The organism is Oribacterium sp. oral taxon 102 (assembly GCF_013394775.1).
GTDB lineage: Bacteria > Bacillota > Clostridia > Lachnospirales > Lachnospiraceae > Oribacterium.
Window position 1 is genome coordinate 1,307,839 of record NZ_JABXYT010000001.1, and the last position, 20,469, is coordinate 1,328,307.

Genomic DNA, 20,469 nt, shown 5'->3' on the forward strand with positions numbered 1-20,469 from the left:
GCGCATGTACGGCGCAAAGCGGAAGCAGAGTGTGTGTAAGCGGATACAGGGGAATGCCGGGGTGTTCAAGGTGCGGGAGGGCGGAGATGGCAAGAGAGGAGATTCTGGTAGTGGATGACGAGGCGGCGATCCGTGCGGCGCTCAGGCTCGCCTTTCGGAGGGAGAACATCAATGTGACAGAGGCGGCGGACGGGAGAGAGGCGCTTGAGCTGCTCAGGCAGAGGCATTTCGATCTCGTCATTCTGGATGTAATGATGGAGGAGGTTGGCGGCTATCAGGCGCTTCAGACGATGCGGGCGCGGGGAGATCTCACGCCGGTGATGATGCTCTCTGGGAAATCCGACGAGATGGATCAGGTGCTGGGGCTCGGCTACGGGGCGGACAGCTATCTGACGAAGCCCTTTCATATCTCTGTGCTGATCCAGACGGCGAAGGCGCTGATCCGGCGGAGCCGCGTTTACAGTCATGCCGGAGAGAGGGAGCTGCGGCTCGGCCCCTTCCGCGTAGATACGCTCCGGATGGAGTGCCTGAAAAATGAACGTCCGCTCAGCTTCACCGCGCGGGAGCTGAGTCTCTTTCGTTTTTTCATGGAAAACGCCGGGAGGGTCTTTACGAAGGAGCAGCTCTATCGGCAGGTCTGGGACGAGGCGGTAGTGGACGACAATACGATCACGGTCTATGTGAAGCGGATTCGGGACAAGATCGAGGAGGATCCGAAGAACCCGCGGTATTTGAAGACGGTCCGCGGCATTGGCTACCGCTTTGATATGGAAGAAGAGGGGGATGGATGAAGAGCCGCTTCGGTGATATCCGCAGCCATTTAAACAGTATGATGCCGGTTTTCTTTGGCATCGCCTTTTTGCTGATTCTCTATATCGATGTGCGGAGCTTCCGGCATTACCGCGCCGCGATGATCGCACAGGAACAGCAGCAGCTCCTGATGATTGCGAAAACGGTAGGAAATCATCTGGAGAATGCCGTGCAGCAGGAGCTCTCGGAGATCGAGCTCTATTTCGGGGGACTGGAGGATGCGGGGGTAGAAGAGGAAGCAGAGCAGCTGCGTCACGCTGCTCTATATTTTGCAAAACAGAATGGGGATGCCTTCCATGGCATCCTGCTCTATGACCGCATACAGGGAACCGTGCCGTATTCGAGTATGCAGCCCTCCGGAACAGCGGCGGCGCTTCGCCGTGCAGGAGAAGCAACGGAGGAGGCAGAGGCGGGCACGGCGGAGATTCTCGGCAAGGAGCTCGCCGATTCCGGCTGGTATGAGATGCTGCTTCGCTATCGCCTTCGCAATTCTCCTTACGATATCCTTTTTTCGGCTAATCTGAATTATCTTTATGAAACCATCGTTTCGCCGGTGAAGATCGGACGGAACGGCTATTCTGTCGTGAAGGACAAGGATCTCGCGATTATCATGCATCATGCGAGGAGCCAGATCGGCATGGATGCGGTCTACGACAGAGCAGAGCGCTATCCGGAGCTGAATCTCACGAGCCTCCGTGCATGGATCGACAGACAGAAAGAGGAGGAAGAGGGCAGTGGCATCCTCGACAGCTATGTCTGGGACAGTGAGGCGCTGGAGCCGGTAGAACGGATCGTCGCCTTTACGAAGATCCATTTTCAGGGGGAATGCTGGATCGTGAATTCGACGCTGCCGATGCAGGAGCTTTCCGGACCGCTCGGCTCCATGGTTCTGATGATTGCGGCTTTTACCGGCATCTATTTCCTGCTGCTTCTGATCGCGGCGGTTTTTCTCACGGGCAGCCGCTATCAGGCGGAGGCGCAGCGGCAGGAGATCCGCTATCTTCGGGAGCTGAATCAGGGAATGGAGGTCATTTCCAGACAGAAGGAGGAAATCCGGCATTACCAGAGAGTGCAGTCTCTGGGAATGATGGCGAGCCATATCGCGCATGAATTCAATAACTTTCTGACGCCGGTGCTGGTTTATGCGGAGCTTCTGGAGGGGGATGAGACGATCTCCCCGGAAAATCGTGAAATGCTCCGGGAGATTACGGGTGCGGTGAACCGCGCCTCGAAGCTCTCCCATGATCTGCTTGCCTTCGCACGGCAGGACTCCGGTTCGAAGCTCCGGCTTCTGAATATGACGGAGGAGACGCGGGCGGCTTCGGAGGTTGTGCGGCAGCTCTGCCCGGAGGAGCTTCGTTTCACGGCAGTGCTCACGGAGGAGCCGCTGCCTGTCATGGGCAGGGATGGAATGCTGCAGCACATCCTGCTGAACCTTTCGAAGAATGCCTTTCAGGCGATGGAGAAAACGACGCGGAAGGAGCTCGAGATCCGGCTCATGCGGGAGGGGGACTGGGCGGTGCTGACGGTAAGGGATACGGGCTGCGGGATTTCCGAGGACGCGAGGGCGCGGATTTTCGAGCCCTTCTATACGACGAAGGGCAGCCGGCAGGGCACAGGGCTTGGGCTTTCTGTCATTCAGAATGTGATGAATTCGCTGGGCGGACGGATCGAGCTGGAGAGCGGCAGGATGCAGGGGAGTCTGTTCCGGCTCTATTTCCCGATCGAAGAGGCGGATCCGGGACGTCGAATGCTCCGGATCCGGCGGATCTCTGTAGTCAGCGAGAGACAGGAAATGGAGGAGAAGCTGCGGAGATGGAACCGGGAGCATCCGAAGTATGCCTTTACGCTCTACCGCCATCCGGCGGCGCTGCTCAGTGCCCTGCAAGGAAACAGGGCGGAGACGGATATGGTGCTTTCAGACTATCGGCTGGATTCGATGAGCGGAATCGAGCTGCTGGAAATGGTGCGCCGCCTGAATGACGGGATTCGACTCCTGCTCTGCACGGAGGAGCCGGGAGAGGATCTTCAGTGGTATGTGAACAACGGGATCATCGATCGTATCCTCCGGCAGGAGGAGTTTGAGGAGGTATTGCAGGAGGAATAGAGGACGAAAAACGGGTGATGTAAAACAGAGGGTACAAGAAAAAATTTAGCATAGTATTTGTTTATTCTATTACTCGTCCAACTTGATTTAAGACGGTCTCTTTGAGATAATACAGCGGTTAGTTATTATAAACTAACTTTTGATGCGACTTAAATAATAAGAGGAGAGATAGAAGGATGAAGAGAGCGAAGAAGAGACTGCTGCGGAGAACCGGCTCTGCGCTGACCACGGCGGCAGTGCTGCTGTCCCTGTCCGCAAATGCCGTATTTGCGGAGGAGGCAGCGCATACAGGAAGGCAGAATAGTGTGATCGTATCAGAGCTTCCGAGGAGAACGGAGGAAGCAGAGGCGCAGTACGGAAGCGGCAGCGATGGCTCGGACGAAAATGCAGGGGAGCTCGAAGCCGGAAAGGAGGCGTTCACTGCCGCCGTTTCGAACGGAGACGGCATAACGAAGAAGACCGAAAGGACAGAAGAAAATGACGCTTCGGCCACGTTGCCGGAGAATGCGGGAGAAGGCACACGCGGCGAGAGCATGGAGGAGAATGCTGCGGAAAAGACGGAGACAGCAGAGGAGTTGTCGGAGCCTGCGAAGGACGAGACGGCGGAGAAGCAGTCCGGAGAGAAGCGCCTTGACCTTACAGCGCTTCTGTCAGAGCAGGGACAGCTTCTGCCGAAGCAGCTCGACGCGAGCCTCTTCGCGCTGCCGGCACTGCCGGCCGCGGAGAAGCAGACGCCAGAGGTGTTCGGAGAGGTACTGGCGGGCAGCGTCAGCGGCGTACCCGTGTTCCGTGTTACGGTAGACAAGAAATACAGAGAATGGCTCAAGGCAATCGACGCAGTTTCCGTGAACGGGGTATCGTATCGGAAGAATGCAAATATCAATAATTATTGGCCGGGAAGCCATGAGTGGTATGCAGAGGCGAACGGCATAAATTATGACACCCAAAGCCACGAGGATTTCCTGCGCTTTACCAATGACCTGAGGGGAATGACCACCTTCCGGATCAGCGCGAAGGGCTATGAGGATGTGCTTCTGCAGCTCACGAAGGGAGCGGACGGCAGCTATACGGCAGCGCTCGCGGAGGAGGATACATCGGCGAAACCGGAGCAGAAGAAGCCGGCCCCCACAGAGTTTGGTGAACTGATGGAGTATTCGGTACCTCTGGGCAGTGTCAGAATTTTCCGGCTTATGGTGAATAAGACGGACAAGGACTGGTTTCAGGCGATCAGCGCGGTTTCCGTGAATGGAGAGAGCTACGATCAATTCACAGGAATCAACAGCTATCCGAGCGGGAAGCAGTGGAATAATGGGCTAAGCTTCAATTATTCTACATACAACTATGAATATAAGCTCTTCCTTACCAACGACATGGAGGACACGACCACCTTCCGGATCAGCGCGGAGGGCTATGAGGATGTGCTCCTGCAGCTTACGAAGGGAGCGGACGGCAGGTACACGGCAGTGCTCGCAGAGGAGGATACATCGGCGGAACCGGAAGAGCCGGAGGAGAAGGACACGAGGACGCTCTATGTGAAGCTCGAGGGCAGCTTCGAGTCCGCGATCGTGAACCAGACGGACTACGACGGAGTGTCCTCCGCGACCGGCATGGCGACGAGCAGCAAAAACAGCAATGCGAAGGTCTATGTCGCACGGACGGAGAAGGACAGCGAGAGCGGGGAGGAATCCGAGAAGCAGTGGTCTGTCATGGGGCTCGATAACAAAAACGGCATCAATATCCAGAAGGTCGAGGTCTTTATCCGCCCCGACACATCGAAGCCCGGCATGACAGGGGATATGGACAGTGGTATGGAGGATGGTGTGAATACCTCCCTCGGAGACAGCATTACCCTGCAGGGCACGCCGAAGACACCGGGCTTCTACCTCGTCTCTGTCAGAGTGACGGATGAGGTCGGCAGAAGCGCGGAGAGCAATGCGCTTCCGTTCCGGATCTACAGTGGAGAGGAGAAGCTCTCCGAACAGCTCTCGGAGAGCGCGATGCGGTCGGAGCCGAACTTCGAGAGAGCGCAGGACGGGAAGTATATGTGGAAGTATATGGAGCCGTGGAGTATCCGGAATTTCGGCTCCAATGTAGACGAGGAAAGCGAGAGCGTCCGGGTACCGGCGGAGCTGAAGCTCTGGTCGGGATCCGGCGAGGGCGGTCCCTACGCAGACATCGGCTATGATTTAGACTGGCAGAGCGTGGAGGTGGGAGAGATCCCGCAGACGCTCTATATCCCGAGGGGCGCGAAGCTTACGATGCAGAACGTACGGGTGCGCAGCAGCGTTCGTATCATTGTAGAGGAGGGCGGCAGGCTGGATCTCCGCCGCTCTACCGTAGAGGGCAGGATCATCGTACAGTCCGGCGGCATCTTCACGATGAACTACAGCGGCGGGAAGTTCTCGACCGGTGCGATCCTGAACGGACAGATGGAGCTAGAGGACGGCGCGATCGTAGAAAATGCAGCGATCGTCTCCCATACGAACTACCTCGCGAATGGAGAGCGTACCGACCGTGACAATGCGGAGCCTGTAGTAGTGGCGAAGGGCAGTGTTTTGGTTCGGGGGCAGGTCTTCATCAAGGGCGATGAGGCAGGCAGCAAGGACGGCATCGGACAGACCGCGCTCCGTGTGACAGAGAGAAGCACTGTGACGCTTCAGGACAATGCGGTGCTCGCCGTATACGGCGGCGCGGCGAAAGTCACACTGAACGGCAAGGGCGGAACGGCGTTGGAGTTGCAGAACGGCACAGTAGAAGGCAGGGGCAAGCTGATTGCTGTCGGCGGCAAGCCCTTCTGGGGCGAGGGCGGAGACGCCGTGAGCGGAAAGGGACTCCTCGCGACAGAAGAAGCCTTCCTGCAGGGCAGTACTGCTTCGGACGCGATGTCGAAGCGCCCGGGCCTCGCAGTAAACAATGCGGCAGCCGGGGATGTACGCCTCGTAAGCCCGAGGTATCATGCAAAGAATGGCAGCATCGTGAATGTCACGATGATCGACGACGCAAATGATCCGCTCGGCGAGGACATGTATTGGGATCTCTCGAAGGGAACCGCGCCGGTGCTCAGCCTCTACAAGACGACCGAGACACAGGGAATCGAGGAGCTGAAGCAGCCGGAGAACGGCGGTAAGACGGAGAAGCTGAAGCAGCTGGAGAACGGCGGCAAGACCGAAGAGCCGAAGCAGCCGGAGAATGGCGGAACGCAGTCCGGCGGGGGAAACAGCGGCAGACGGAGCGGCGGCAGTGGCGGAACACGCAGAATTCTCCGCTCGGTACAGCCGGAGAGCAGGGGCGCCGTTCTCGGCGCAGTCAGGACGGAGAATACGGCATCGGATGCATGCTGGATCCGGCAGGGAGAGGACTGGTATCTCCGCTCCGGAAACGGCAGTAATCTGAGCGGCTGGATCACGAAGAACGGCAGCTGGTACTATCTGAGCCCGCGTGACGGCAGGCTGCTGACCGGCTGGCAGTTTGTCGGCGGTAAGTGGTATCTCCTCGCAGCAGATGGGAAGATGCAGACCGGCTGGCAGCGGCAGGACGGCAAGTGGTACTTCCTCTCGGAGAGCGGCGCGCTCCTCCTCGGCACGGTGACGCCGGACGGCTACAAGGTAGATCAGAGCGGCGCGTGGGTAGAGTAAGGTAAAAAACATAGGATACTCAAAGGAAAGAGATCGTCTCATTCGAGGCGGTCTCTTTTGTCTGCCCCAGATCTACGATCGGGGGAGTCCCGCGGCTTAGAGCGGTTCAAAGCAATTATGAATTTTTTGAAAGAGATTCCGAAATTTCAGCTGCGAAGCCGTGCAGGATACAGAACAATATGCTATATTTATTAAAATGATGCCTGTGATGTTTGTATTAAATGGCGAAAAACAGAAGTGAGACTGCGGAGGGGTCTCATCATATCGCTCTTTTGGGGAAAACATACGGGAAAAGTTGAATATCTCAGGAGATTTGAAAAGGAGAAGAAATGAGCAGGTTGAGCATCGTGACACAAAACCATGCGCAGCAAACCGTGGAGGAGCTCTACAAGGATCTCGAGCGAAGGATTCAGGCCTCGCAGCCGGGACTATGCCCTGTGGATCTCACGGAGGCGTTTCTGCACCTCTGCCACGCACAGTCCTGCGGAAAATGCGTGCCGTGCAGGGTCGGTCTGGGACAGCTCGAGGGATTGATCGAGCAGATCATGGAGGGAAAGGCGGAGCTTTCCAGCATCCGCCTTCTGGAGAAGACGGCGGAATCCATTTACTATTCCGCGGACTGTGCCATCGGCTCCGAGGCAGCGCGGATGGTGCTGAAGGGGATCCGAGGCTTCCGGGAGGACTTTGAGGAGCATATCCTGCATGGACGATGCTCTGCCCTGCAGAGCCAGCCGGTACCCTGCGTTTCCCAGTGTCCGGCGCACGTGGATGTGCCGGGGTATCTCGCACTGATTCACGAGGGACGGTATCAGGACGCGGTACAGCTGATCCGGAAGGACAATCCGCTTCCCGCGAGCTGCGGGCTGATCTGCGAGCACCCCTGCGAGCTCAGATGCCGCAGAACCATGGTGGATGCACCGATCAATATCCGAGGGCTGAAGCGCTTCGCCGTGGAGCAGGAGGGAGAAATCCCCGCACCGAAGCGGATGGAGCCGACCGGGAAGCGCGTCGCGATCGTGGGCGGCGGCCCGTCCGGGCTGAGCGCAGCGTATTATCTCAGCATCATGGGACATGAGGTCACGGTATATGAGCAGCGCAGGCAGCTCGGCGGGATGCTCCGTTACGGCATCCCCGCCTATCGATTGCCGAGGGAATATCTGAATCATGAGATTGAGGGAATGAAAAAGGCAGGCTTCCGGACGATCACGGACTGCGCAATCGGAAAGGATATCAGTCTTCCGGAGCTTCGGAGGGACTATGACGCCATCTATGTTTCGATCGGCGCGCATACCGACCGGAAGCTGGGAATCGAGGGAGAGGACGCGGGAGGCGTGATCTCCGCAGTAGAGCTGCTCCGTGCGATCGGAGACGATGCTTATCCGGATTTCCGCGGCATGAGAATAGTGGTCGTGGGCGGCGGAAATGTCGCGATGGATGTCGCCCGCTCTGCGATCCGTCTCGGCGCGGTGTCGGTCAAGGTAGCGTACCGCAGGAGAAAGGACGATATGACGGCGCTGCCGGAGGAGGTGGAGGGCGCGATCGCAGACGGCTGCGAGATCGTCGAACTCGCAGCACCGGTTCGGATCGAGAAGCATGCGGATGGAAGCTGCCGGAGCCTGATCGTGCAGCCGCAGCTTGTCGGAGAAATCCGGAGCCGCCGCCCGGAGCCGGTTCCGGCAGGGAAGCCGGAGCTCGAGATCCCGGCGGATCGTATTCTTGTTGCGGTAGGACAGGGCATCGACTACAGAGACATTGCGGAGGCTGCCGGCATTCCGATCGAGAGAGGCAGAATTCGTGCGCTGGATACCTCCATGGTGGAGGAGACGGAGGGAATCTTCGCCGGAGGAGACTGTGTGACAGGGCCGGCAACGGTGATCCGCGCGATCGCCGCAGGCAAGGTTGCTGCGGCGAATATCGACGAATACCTCGGCTTTTTCCATGAAATCGAATCGGAGGTGGAGCTTCCGCCGATCCGCTTCGACGACCGTATCCCGATGGGACGGATCAATATGCAGGAGAGGCCCGCTGCGGAGCGCCGCTGCGACTTCCGGCTGATGGAATGCGGGATGACGGAGGAAGAGGCGCGGCAGGAGAGCGGGAGGTGTCTGCACTGCGACCATTTCGGCTATGGGATCTTCAAAGGAGGGAGGGAAGCAAAATGGTAAACTGCATCATCGACGGAAAGCAGGTATCGGTTCCGGAGAGAACCACGATATTGCAGGCGGCGCTGGACGCCGGAATCCGCATTCCGACGCTTTGCTTCCTGAAGGACATCAACGAAATCGCGGCATGCCGTATCTGCGTGGTCGAGGTCGAGGGCTATGAGCGTCTGCTCACGGCGTGCAACAATACCGTCGCGGAGGGGATGGTGGTGCATACCAATTCCCGCAAGGCACGCGCCGCACGGAAGATCAATGTCGAGCTGATTCTCTCGCAGCACAATACCAACTGCGCGATTTGTGTGCGCTCCGGGAATTGTATGCTGCAGACGGTAGCGAACGATCTGAATATCATGGAGGTGCCGTTTGAGAAGCAGCTTCCGCAGGAGAAGGGCTCGAAGACCTTCCCGCTGATCCGGGACTATGATAAATGCATCAAGTGCATGCGCTGCATCCAGGTCTGCGACCATATTCAGGGCTCGAATATCTGGGATGTGGTGAACACCGGCTCCAAGACCACAGTGGATGTGCGGGATGTTTACCGCCTGGAGAACTCGAAGTGCGCACTCTGCGGACAATGCATCACACACTGCCCGGTGGGGGCGCTCCGGGAGCGGGACGATACGGACAGAGTGCTGGATGCGCTGGAGGATCCGGACAAGATCGTGGTGGCACAGATCGCGCCTGCAATCCGGACGGCGTGGGGAGAGGCATTCGGACTCAGTCCTGAACGGGCGAGCATGAAGCGCCTTGCCTCTGCGCTGAAGCTCATGGGCTTCGACTATGTCTTCGATACGGATTTTTCCGCGGATCTCACGATCATGGAGGAAGCGAGCGAGTTCCTTCATATAATAAAAAACGGCGACAGGGAGAGGCTTCCGCTCTTTACGAGCTGCTGCCCGGGCTGGGTTCGCTATCTGAAGGGGCACTTCCCGGAGTATACGGCGCAGCTTTCGAGCGCGAAGTCACCGCAGCAGATGTTCGGTGCGGTGACGAAGAGCTATTTCGCGGAGCGGCTGGGAGTAGATCCTGCGCGGCTGGTCTGCGTTTCCTTCATGCCCTGTGTCGCGAAAAAGGCGGAATGCGAGTACCCGACGATGCAGAGGGCGGGGATCAGGGATGTCGATATCGTCCTGACGACCCGGGAATTGAACCGCCTGATTCGTTCGGAGCATATCGTGGCGGCGGAGATCCCGGAGGCAGAGCTGGACAGCCCCTTCCCGAACGGCTCCGGAGCAGGCAATATCTTCGGCGCGACCGGCGGCGTAATGGAGGCGGCGCTCCGCTCTGCACATTACTTCGTGACCGGCGAGAATCCGGATCCCGATGCCTTTCGGGAGGTCCGGGGGATGGACGGCTGGAGAGAGGCTGAGCTTACGATAGACGGCATCCCGCTTCGGATCGCTGTGGTCAGCGGGCTCGCCAATGCCGGGAAGCTTCTGAGCTATCTCCGGCAGGGGAGAGTACACTATGATTTCGTCGAGGTGATGGCATGTCCGGGCGGCTGTGTCGGCGGCGGCGGGCAGCCGATTCATCCGCAGCAGGAGATGGCGGCGGACAGAGCGCCGGTGCTGTATGCGCAGGACAGCGCGGATGCGCTCCGCTTCTCTCATGAGAATCCGGCGATCCGGGAGATTTATCGGGACTACCTCGGAGAGCCGCTCTCCGAACGTGCGGAGGAGCTTCTGCATACCGATCATTTCGGCTGGGAGGTCGGGATTTAGGACACAAACGAATAAGTGAGTAAATGCATGTCCGTTGTATACATACAACGGACATATTTTTGTACAGCACGGACAAAAAGCGAAATTCGCGCCGGCTGTTCGAGAAAAAAACTTGCAATGGGTATAAATATAGCATATACTTTCCATTATGTCTGTTACTGCTAGAGTGCCGGACTTTATTCCGTTCCCGAAGCGGATGCAATTTTAAGGAGGAAATCAATGCCGAAATACATAGTGAAACGAGTTCTGATGGCGGTCATTACGGCGTTTCTGGTGGCGACGCTTACTTTTTTTGTAATGAATATGGTTCCGGGCGGACCATTCCTTTCCGAGAAGGCGGTCACCCCGCAGGCGCAGGCGGCGATGGAGGCGAAGTACGGGCTGGATAAGCCGCTTCCGGAGCAATATGCTACCTATATGAATGGGATTCTCCACGGTGACTTCGGGCTTTCCCTGAAGAAGAGAGGACGCACCGTGACGCAGATCATCACTACCAAGTTTCCGGTTTCGGCGCGGCTCGGCGGGATCGCGCTGATCGTAGCGGTTTGCATCGGGGTGCCGCTGGGCGCGGTGGCTGCGTTTAACCGCGGCAAGCTCGTCGATAATATCCTGGTGGTGCTCTCCACTGCCGGCATTGCGGTACCGTCCTTCCTGTCAAGTACGCTTCTGATGTATATTTTCACCACGAAGCTGGAGCTGCTGCCGTCGCTGGGGCTGAAGACGCCGTCCAGCTATATCATGCCGGTAATGGCGCTGGCACTCTATCCGAGCTTCTATATTGCCCGCCTGATGCGCTCCTCCATGCTGGATGTGATGGGGCAGGACTATATGCGCACGGCGAGGGCGAAGGGTGTCAGCACCTTCAAGTCCATCTTCAAGCATGCCATGCGGAATGCGATCCTTCCGGTCATTACCTATCTGGGGCCGCTGCTGGCTTCTCTGATGACCGGCTCCTTCATCATTGAGAAGATCTTCAATATCCCGGGGCTGGGCTCCGAATTTGTGGGAGCGATTACCTCGAGAGACTATCCGATGATTATGGGTACGACCATTTTTCTCGCAGTATTTATTATAGGAATGAACGTGATTGTCGATATCGCCTATGCGGTTGTCGACCCGCGGATCAAGCTTCGTTAAGCGGAATCAGAATGGAAAGAGGAGTGATAGAATGGAAGAAATGAAGAAGAGTAATCCTCTGAGTTTACAGCTCAACGTGGATGACTTCGTACCGGCATCGGTTTCCGAGAAAGAATCGCTGGTGGTCATGCGGGAATCTGTGAGCTTCTGGAAGGATGGGATCCGGAGATTCCGCAGAAACAAGATCGCCATGTCGGCGCTTCTGATCGTGTTCCTGATCGTCATCGCATGCTTCGTCGTGCCGAAGTTTTACCCCTATAAGTATGAGCAGCAGATCAAGGGCTCGGAGCGGCTCGCGCCGATGCAGTACTCGAAGTCGGAGCAGCTTCGTCTGGACAGCGGCGAGACGGTATTCCCGCATCTTCTGGGAACTGACCAGAACGGACGTGACTATATGATCCGTGTGCTCGTGGGCGGCAGGGTTTCCATGACAGTCGGTATCGTCGCCTCCATTCTGATCCTCCTGATCGGCTCGGCCTACGGCGCCATCGCCGGCTATTTCGGCGGCATGGTCGATATGATTATGATGCGGGTGGTCGACATTATCTATACTGTGCCGGATGTGCTCATCATCATTCTGCTGGCGCAGACGCTGAAGTTCCCGCTGGAGTCCCTCGGCGCGACACCGGGCTTTGGCTTCATCCAGAAGCTGGGACCGAATATGGTGTCCATGTTTATCGTCTTTGCGCTCCTGTATTGGGTTGGCATGGCGCGGATCGTGCGTTCCCAGATCATGGTGCTCCGCCAGAGCGAGTATGTCACGGCAGCGAAGGCGCTGGGGGCGAAGAGCAGCCGTATCATCGGCAAGCATCTGATCACGAACTGCATCGGCACCCTGATCGTGACGACGACGCTGCAGATCCCGAGCTCTATTTTCACAGAGTCCTTCCTGTCCTTCCTCGGTCTGGGCGTGCAGGCGCCGATGCCGTCCCTCGGCTCGCTCGCAAGCTCTGCGCTGAACGGCTTCCAGACCTATCCGGAGAAGCTGTTCGCGCCGGCATTCCTGATCTTCGTCATTATCCTGAGCTTCAATCTGCTCGGAGACGGACTGCGGGATGCCTTCGATCCGAAGCTGAAGCAGCAGTAAGAAGGGAGAGGATATGGCAGAAGAGAAATATTTGGTAGACATAAAGCATGAGAGGCTTTCCTTCTTCACGCCGGCAGGCGAGGTCAAGGCGCTGAATGATGTCAGCATCCGGATGAAGGAGGGCGAGGTTCTCGGCATCGTGGGCGAGTCCGGCTCCGGAAAGTCTGTGACCGCCTATTCCATCATGGGGCTGACCGCGCAGAACGGACGCATCGTCGGAGGCTCGGTAGAGTTCAACGGGCACCGGATAGATCAGATGTCCGAGAAGGAGCTCCGGCGAATCCGCGGAAAGGAGGTCAGCATCATTTTCCAGGATCCGATGACCTCCCTGAATCCGGTCTGGACGATCGGGAATCAGATCGAGGAGGCGATCCGGCTGCATACGGACAAGCAGGGCAGAGAGGCGACTGCGAGGGCGAAGGAGCTGCTGGAGCTGGTCGGCATCAATGAGCCGGAGAAGCGGCTCAGGCAGTATCCGCATGAGCTTTCGGGCGGCATGCGGCAGAGGGTGATGATTGCCATCGCACTTGCCTGTGAGCCGAAGCTTCTGATCGCGGACGAGCCGACGACAGCGCTCGATGTGACGATACAGGCGCAGATCCTCGAGCTGATGCAGGAACTGAAGCGGAAGCTCGGCATGGGTATCATTATGATCACGCATGACCTCGGCGTCGTCGCCTCCATGTGCGATCATATCGCAGTAATGTACGCCGGAGAGATTGTAGAGTATGGAACCACGGACGATATTTTTTATGCGCCGAAGCATGAATATACCAAGGGGCTGCTGCGCTCGATTCCGAAGTTCCATGAGAGGGAGTATGAAAAGCTGATCCCGATCGAGGGGCAGCCGGTGGATCTGCTGAATCCGCCGAAGGGCTGCGGCTTCGCGCCGCGCTGCAAGAGCTGTATGAAGCTCTGCCTCGAGCAGAAGCCGCTTCGGAACGATTATGAGGGTATACACTATGCCCGCTGCTGGCTGGAGCAGAAGCAGCAGTTTTTGGCACAGAAGGGAGAGCAGTAAAGGTGTCTGAAAATTTACTGGAAATTGAGAACCTGAAGCAGTATTTCCCGGTTGCGGGCTCCAAGAAGGTGGTAAAAGCGGTCGATGATGTCAGCTTCTTCATCCGAAAGGGAGAAACCTTTGGTCTGGTGGGCGAGTCCGGCTGCGGCAAGACGACGACCGGACGCTCTATCCTTCGCCTGACGGAGCCGACGGAGGGAAAGCTCGTCTATGACGGCAAGGTGATCTTCGACTCGAAGACCAGAACGAGGGCAGATATGCTCCCCTACCGCCGCAAGATGCAGATCGTCTTTCAGGATCCCTATGCTTCGCTGGATCCGCGTATGACGGTCGGAGACATCGTCGGGGAGGCATTGGATATCCATAAGCTGTATCGGAACAGGGCAGAGCGGCGGGAGCGGATCCTGGAGCTTCTGTCTACGGTCGGGCTGAATTCCGAGCATGCGAACCGCTATCCGCACGAGTTTTCCGGCGGACAGCGGCAGCGAATCGGCATCGCGCGGGCGCTCGCCGTGAAGCCGGAATTCATCGTCTGCGATGAGCCGGTTTCTGCGCTGGATGTGTCGATTCAGGCGCAGGTGGTCAATATGTTCGAGGATTTGCAGCGCGATATGGGGCTGACCTATCTCTTCATCGCGCATGACCTCTCTATCGTGAACCATATTTCGAACCGTATCGGTGTTATGTATCTGGGGCACATGGTGGAGCTTGCGGACAGCGACGAGCTGACCTTCCATTCCATGCATCCGTATACCCGTTCTCTGATTTCCGCGATTCCGATCGCGGATCCGAAGACAGCGAGAGCCTCGAAGCGAATCATTCTGAGCGGTGATGTGCCGTCTCCGCTGAATCCGCCCTCCGGCTGCCCGTTCCGCACCCGTTGTCCCTATGCCGATGAGAAATGCGCGGCGGAGAAGCCGGCGTTCCGCGAGGAAAAGCCGGGGCATTTCGTCGCCTGCCACCATTTAGATAAATTAAATTGATACTAGTCATAACTAAAATCTATTTTTAAGATATAAGCGTATGTTATAGAATCAGGATGTAGACATAATAAGAGGGAGGTATATATTATGAAAAAGCATCTTGCGGTTCTTTCTGCCGCGGTAGCGGCGGGACTTGCGCTTTCTGCCTGTGGCGGTTCTTCCGCCAATACCCAGACGACAGCAGCGGCATCCGGTGCGGAGACGGCGGCTGCCGACAACACCGGCGCGGAGACGAGCGGCGGACAGATCGACGTGCAGGTCGGCCCCTCTCCGGAGACCATCGACCCGGCGCTGAACTCCGCGGTCGACGGCGCGAATATGATTATTCATGCCTTTGAGGGACTCATGAAGTTCGACAAGGATAACAATGTCGTGGCAGGACTTGCCGAGAAATGGGAGAGCTCCGAGGATGGGCTGACGTGGACCTTCCATCTGCGTCCTGATCTCAAGTGGTCGGACGGTTCCGCGCTCACGGCGAACGATTTCGTCTATGCATGGCGGAGAATCGCGGATCCGGCTACGGCGGCGCCCTACGGCTATGACCTGCTGAATCTCATTACAGGCTATGAGGAGGCGTCGCAGGGAAATCTGGAGGCGCTCGGCGTAGAGGCAACGGACGATTCTACATTTGTCGTGACACTGAAGAGTCCGTGTACCTATTTCGAGAAGCTTTGCGCTTTTGCGACGCTGGTGCCGGTGCAGCAGGCGGCGATAGAGGCGGCTGGCGACGGCTGGTCCACGGCTCCGGAGACCTATGTGTCAGACGGTCCGTACAAGATGACAGAGTTTACAGACGGCTCACAGATCGTATTTGAGAAGAATCCGAATTACTGGGATGCGGCGAATGTCACCTTTGACAAGATCGTGTGGCATCTGATCGAGGATTCCAATACCTCCTATACAGCCTACAATGACGGTACGCTGGATCTCATCAAGGATGTGCCGACCGAGGAGATTCCGACCCTGACCGGCAATCCGGAGTTCCATGTGGAGCCGCTGATGGGCACCTATTATGTGACCTTCAATACAAAGAAGGCGCCGTTTGACAATGCCAAGGTGCGCGAGGCACTGTCTCTTGCCATTGACAGGGATTATGTGGCGAATACGGTGATGCAGGGAACCTATTCTCCGGCAACCAATTTCGTCGGCGCGGGTGTCAGCGACGCGGCGCCGGGCTCTTCCTTTGCGGAGGTGACCAGGGAGAAGTACGGCGATCACTTCGACAACAGCAATTATGAGGCGAATCTCGAGAAGGCAAAGGCGCTGCTTGCAGAGGCAGGCTATCCGGACGGTGCAGGCTTCCCTGCTTTCGAGTATCTGACCAATGATACTGCTTATCACAAGGCCGTGGCAGAGTACCTGCAGTCGGCATGGGGCGCGCTCGGGCTCACGATGAAGGTTGATATCCAGGAGTGGAAGACGGTGACCGCGAACCGGCGTGCCGGCAACTTCGATGTCGCCCGGAACGGCTGGGTCTATGACTGGGACGATCCCTCCAATATGATCAATCTCCTCGAGACCAATAACGGAAACAACGATGGAAAGTATTCCTCCGCAGAGTTTGACAAGCTCGTGGACGCTGCCAGAAATACGGTGAACGTGGAGGAGCACTACGATCTTCTGCATCAGGCGGAGCAGGTTCTCCTGAAGGATGCAGCGATGGCTCCGGTGGCATATTACAATGAGTTCTGGCTTCAGAAGCCGAACGTTAAGGGAACATGGCATTCTCCGTACGGCTACTGGTACCTGATGTACGGTCACAAGGAGTAAACGGATTCTCCGAAGGATATCAGGAATAAATCAGTACCCTTTAAAAAGACAGTCGAGACACAGGCATTTTCCTGCATCTCGACTGTCTTTTGTACTCTCTTGAAAAAGAATATTAAAAATGTTATGCTCTGAATTACTTTCATTTAGAGGAAAGAAACACATTAACAGGAGGTATTATGAGAAAAAGAATCGCACTGCTTACGGCAGTTGTCGCGGCGGGACTCGCATTGTCTGCCTGCGGCGGAGGGAAGAACGGCGGAAATACCGCCGGAGATACTGCGGAGACGCCGGCTGTTCCAGAGGGAGGACAGCAGCTTGACGTGCAGGTCGGGCCCTCTCCGGAGACCATCGATCCGGCGCTGAATGCGGCTTCGGACAGCGGAAATATCCTGATTCATGCCTTTGAGGGGCTTCTGAAGTTTGATGACAAGCAGAATATCATCGGCGGCGTGGCGGAGAGCTGGGAGAGCTCCGAGGATGGGCTGACCTGGACCTTCCACCTGCGTCCGGATCTCAAGTGGTCGGACGGCTCCGCACTCACGGCGAACGATTTCGTTTATTCATGGAAGAGAGTTGCAGACCCTGCGACGGCGGCGCCCTATGGCTACGATCTGATGAATATGATCGTGGGCTTCGACGAGGCTGCCGCCGGCGAGGTGGATAAGCTCGGCGTCGAGGCGCCGGACGAGAGCACCTTCGTGGTGCATCTGTCCGCTCCCTGCATCTATTTCGACAAGATCGCTGCTTTCGTGGTTATGTCTCCGGTACAGCAGGCGACGGTTGAGGCGAACGGCGAGGGCTGGACGACAGATCCGGCGACTTATATCTCCAACGGCCCGTACAGAATGACGGAGTTCACGGACGGCTCGCAGATCGTTCTCGAGAAGAACCCGTATTACTGGGATGCAGAGCACATTACCTTCGACAGGATTGTATGGCACCTGATCGAGGATGCCAATACCTCCTACACTGCCTATAATCAGGGGGAGATCGATATGATCAAGGATGTGCCGACGGAGGAGATTGCTTCTCTTCGGGACAATCCGGAGTTCCATACGCAGGCGAAGATGTCTACCAGCTTCATGGTTTTCAATACCCAGAAGGCACCGTTTGACAATCCGAAGGTGCGGGAGGCGCTCTCCCTCGCGGCAGACCGCAAGTACCTCGCCGAGACAGTGCTGCAGGGCATTTCCTCTCCGGCGGAGAATTTCGTCGGGCCGGGCGTCAGCGACGCGGCACCGAGCTCTTCCTTCGCGGAGGTGACGATCAAAAAGTACGGAAAGCATTTCGATGTGGACAATTATGAGGCAAACCTGGAGAAGGCAAAGGCACTGCTTGCCGAGGCGGGCTATCCGAACGGAGAGGGCTTCCCGGCATTCTCCTACCTGACCAATGACGCCGGCGCCAATATGGCGATCGCAGAGTATCTGCAGTCTGCATGGGCAGAGCTCGGTGTGACCTGCACGATCAATGTGCAGGAGTGGAAGACGATGTCCGCAGACCGCCGGAACGGCAACTTCGATGTAGCGCGCCACGGCTGGAGTCTGGATTGGGACGATCCGTCCAACCTCATCAACCTCCTCGAGACCGGCAACGGCAACAATGATGGAAGATATTCGAATCCGGAATTTGACAAGCTTGTGCAGGAAGCGAGAGATACCGTTGACGTGGAAAAGCACTATGATCTTCTGCACCAGGCGGAGCAGCTGATCCTGAACGATGCTGCGGTGATGCCGGTCGTCTATTCCAACGAGTATTGGCTGATGAAGGAGAATGTCAAGGGAACATGGTATTCTCCGTACGGCTACTGGTACTTCATGTACGGTACGAAGGAGTAAATATTCCTCTGCAGGAACAGAAGAGAAAAGGTCTCGGCAGTTTGCCGGGACCTTTTTGACAGCCCCCGATCATAGATCGGGGGAGCCCCGCGGCTTAGAGCGGTTCAAAACAATCGCTTGCGATTGTTTCTTATTTTATGATAGAATATCCCTAATCCAAGGAAAGAGGGAGAATTATGTCTAAAAAGAGAAGAGTCATGCTGAAGCTGTCCGGAGAGGCGCTTGCAGGTGAGAAGCACTTCGGCTTCGATGATCCGACGATCCGCAAGGTGGCGAGAGAAGTAAAGTCGGCACTGGAGGAGGGGGTGGAGCTCGCGGTCGTGATCGGCGGCGGCAACTTCTGGAGAGGCCGTCAGTCGGAGAATGTGGATCGTTATCGGGCAGATCAGGTCGGCATCCTCGCTACAGTGATGAACTGCATTTATGTTTCCGAGATCTTCCGCACCGAGGGAATGAAGACCAGAGTGATGTCCTCCATAGCGATCGGCGATATGGCAGAGCTGTTCTCGAAGACGAAGGCGCTGAAGGCGATGGAGAAGGGGACGGTCGTTTTCTGTGCCGGAGGCACGGGGCATCCGTACTTTTCGACGGACACCGGCGTGGTGCTCCGCGCGGCAGAGCTGGAGTGTGAGGAGATCCTGCTCGCGAAGGCAGTTGACGGCGTTTACGACATGGATCCGAAGACGCATCCGGATGCGAAGCGTTATGACGAGATCCCGATCGCAGAGGTCGTAGATAAGCGGCTTGGCGTCATTGACCTCGCCGCCTCCGTCCTCTGTATGGAGAACCGGATGCCGCTCAGGATCTTCTCTCTGGGGGAGGAAAACGGCATCTCCGAGGCGCTGAAGGGGCAGGGCAGAGGCACGAAGATTATTGTTTGATATTCGATAAAACCGCAGGAGGATACGATTATGGATGATCAGTTCACAATTTATATCGAGAAGATGCACAAGACGCACGACAACCTGCTCTCCGAGCTTGCCACGATTCGCGCCGGACGCGCCAATCCGCATGTGCTCGACCGCATCACGGTAGACTACTATGGCAGTCAGACCCCGCTGCAGCAGGTCGGCAATATCACTGTGCCGGAGGCGCGTATCATTCAGATCCAGCCATGGGAGAAGAGCATGCTGAAGGAGATCGAGAAGGCGATCAATATGTCTGAGCTCGGCATCAACCCGACCAATGACGGCAATGCCATCCGGCTCGTATTCCCGGAGCTGACCGAGGATCGCCGTAAGGAGCTGGTGAAGGATGTCAAGAAGAAGGGGGAGGCGGCGAAGGTAGCCATCCGCAATATCCGACGGGACGCGATGGATCTCGCGAAGAAGCTCGAGAAGAAATCCGAGATCACGGAGGACGATCTGCAGAGACAGACCAAGGACATTCAGGAGCTGACCGATCACATGGTGGAGAAGATTGACAGCTCGGTGGAGGCGAAGAGCAAGGAGCTTCTGACGGTATGACAGAGGGAACGCAAAGCGAGGACCGGAGTATTCCGGTCCATATTGCTATTATTCTGGACGGAAACGGCAGATGGGCGAAGGCGCACGGTCTCCCTCGCAGTCTCGGACACAGACAGGGCTGTGAGACGCTGGAGCGGATCGTAGAGGACTGCGCGCGGCTGGGGGTGCAGTATCTGACAGTCTACGGCTTCTCGACTGAGAACTGGAAGCGTTCGGAGGAGGAGGTCGGGGCGCTGATGAGCCTTTTCCGCCTCTATATGAAGAAGCTGATCCGTGTGGCGAATGAGAACAATGTCCGCGCGCGGATGATCGGGGAGCGCTCCCGCTTCGCAGCGGATATCCGGGAGGGCATCGACCGACTTGAGACAGAAACTTCCGGGAATACCGGCATGACCTTTGTTTTCGCTGTGAACTACGGCTCGCGGGACGAGATCCTCCGTGCGGTGCGACACTATGCCATGGATGCAGTGAGAGAGGGGAAGACGGAGGAGGAGATCGCGGCGCTCAGCGAGGCGGCATTCTCCGGCTATCTCGATACGGCGGGGATGCCGGATCCGGATCTCGTGATCCGCACCTCCGGAGAACAGCGGCTCTCCAACTACCTGCTCTGGCAGTGCGCTTACGCGGAATACTATTTCACGCCGGTGCTCTGGCCGGACTTCGGCCGGGCGGAGCTGCTCCGGGCGATTGAGGAATACAACAGGAGGAGCCGACGCTTCGGCGGCCGGTAAA

The 20,469-nt window shown here is 57.1% G+C and carries 14 protein-coding genes; all 14 read left to right on the forward strand.

What is annotated here, in order from left to right; genetic code table 11:
• Positions 1-86: 86 nt before the first annotated feature.
• Positions 87-791 (forward strand): response regulator transcription factor, encoded by a 705-nt coding sequence (locus tag HW273_RS06025; protein ID WP_179010916.1) that lies wholly within the window; start codon positions 87-89, stop codon positions 789-791.
• Positions 788-2,917, forward strand: coding sequence for an ATP-binding protein (locus HW273_RS06030; RefSeq protein WP_179010917.1), 2,130 nt, complete (start codon positions 788-790; stop codon positions 2,915-2,917). The genes HW273_RS06025 and HW273_RS06030 overlap by 4 nt, the downstream gene beginning before the upstream one ends.
• A 176-nt stretch (positions 2,918-3,093) precedes the next feature.
• On the forward strand, positions 3,094-6,552 hold the full coding sequence (locus HW273_RS06035) for an N-acetylmuramoyl-L-alanine amidase family protein (RefSeq protein ID WP_179010918.1): 3,459 nt from the start codon (positions 3,094-3,096) through the stop codon (positions 6,550-6,552).
• Between the two features lie 329 nt (positions 6,553-6,881).
• A complete protein-coding gene (locus tag HW273_RS06040) occupies positions 6,882-8,717 on the forward strand; it encodes an NAD(P)-binding protein (protein WP_179010919.1) in 1,836 nt (611 codons plus the stop codon).
• Positions 8,711-10,435, forward strand: a complete 1,725-nt coding sequence (locus HW273_RS06045; RefSeq protein ID WP_179010920.1) for a [FeFe] hydrogenase, group A — start codon at positions 8,711-8,713, stop codon at positions 10,433-10,435. Before HW273_RS06040 ends, HW273_RS06045 begins: the two co-directional genes overlap by 7 nt.
• 219 nt (positions 10,436-10,654) lie before the next feature.
• The gene (locus tag HW273_RS06050; protein ID WP_179010921.1) at positions 10,655-11,572 is read left to right on the forward strand and encodes an ABC transporter permease; all 918 of its coding nucleotides are present in this window, start codon (positions 10,655-10,657) and stop codon (positions 11,570-11,572) included.
• 31 nt (positions 11,573-11,603) lie between these two features.
• The gene (locus HW273_RS06055; protein WP_179010922.1) at positions 11,604-12,659 is read left to right on the forward strand and encodes an ABC transporter permease; all 1,056 of its coding nucleotides are present in this window, start codon (positions 11,604-11,606) and stop codon (positions 12,657-12,659) included.
• A 13-nt stretch (positions 12,660-12,672) separates the two neighbouring features.
• A complete protein-coding gene (locus HW273_RS06060; protein ID WP_179010923.1) occupies positions 12,673-13,680 on the forward strand; it encodes an ABC transporter ATP-binding protein in 1,008 nt (335 codons plus the stop codon).
• 2 nt (positions 13,681-13,682) lie between these two features.
• Complete coding sequence (locus HW273_RS06065) at positions 13,683-14,663, forward strand: ABC transporter ATP-binding protein (RefSeq protein WP_179010924.1); 981 nt, start codon at positions 13,683-13,685, stop codon at positions 14,661-14,663.
• A gap of 87 nt (positions 14,664-14,750) precedes the next feature.
• Positions 14,751-16,433, forward strand: a complete 1,683-nt coding sequence (locus tag HW273_RS06070) for a peptide ABC transporter substrate-binding protein (protein ID WP_179010925.1) — start codon at positions 14,751-14,753, stop codon at positions 16,431-16,433.
• A gap of 176 nt (positions 16,434-16,609) precedes the next feature.
• Positions 16,610-18,271, forward strand: coding sequence for a peptide ABC transporter substrate-binding protein (locus HW273_RS06075; protein ID WP_179010926.1), 1,662 nt, complete (start codon positions 16,610-16,612; stop codon positions 18,269-18,271).
• Between the two features lie 176 nt (positions 18,272-18,447).
• Entirely contained in the window at positions 18,448-19,152 is a 705-nt protein-coding gene (gene pyrH, locus HW273_RS06080; protein WP_179010927.1) for a UMP kinase, read from the forward strand.
• A 30-nt stretch (positions 19,153-19,182) separates the two neighbouring features.
• Complete coding sequence (gene frr / locus HW273_RS06085; protein WP_179010928.1) at positions 19,183-19,737, forward strand: ribosome recycling factor; 555 nt, start codon at positions 19,183-19,185, stop codon at positions 19,735-19,737.
• On the forward strand, positions 19,734-20,468 hold the full coding sequence (locus HW273_RS06090) for an isoprenyl transferase (RefSeq protein ID WP_179010929.1): 735 nt from the start codon (positions 19,734-19,736) through the stop codon (positions 20,466-20,468). Before frr ends, HW273_RS06090 begins: the two co-directional genes overlap by 4 nt.
• Position 20,469: the final 1 nt, after the last annotated feature.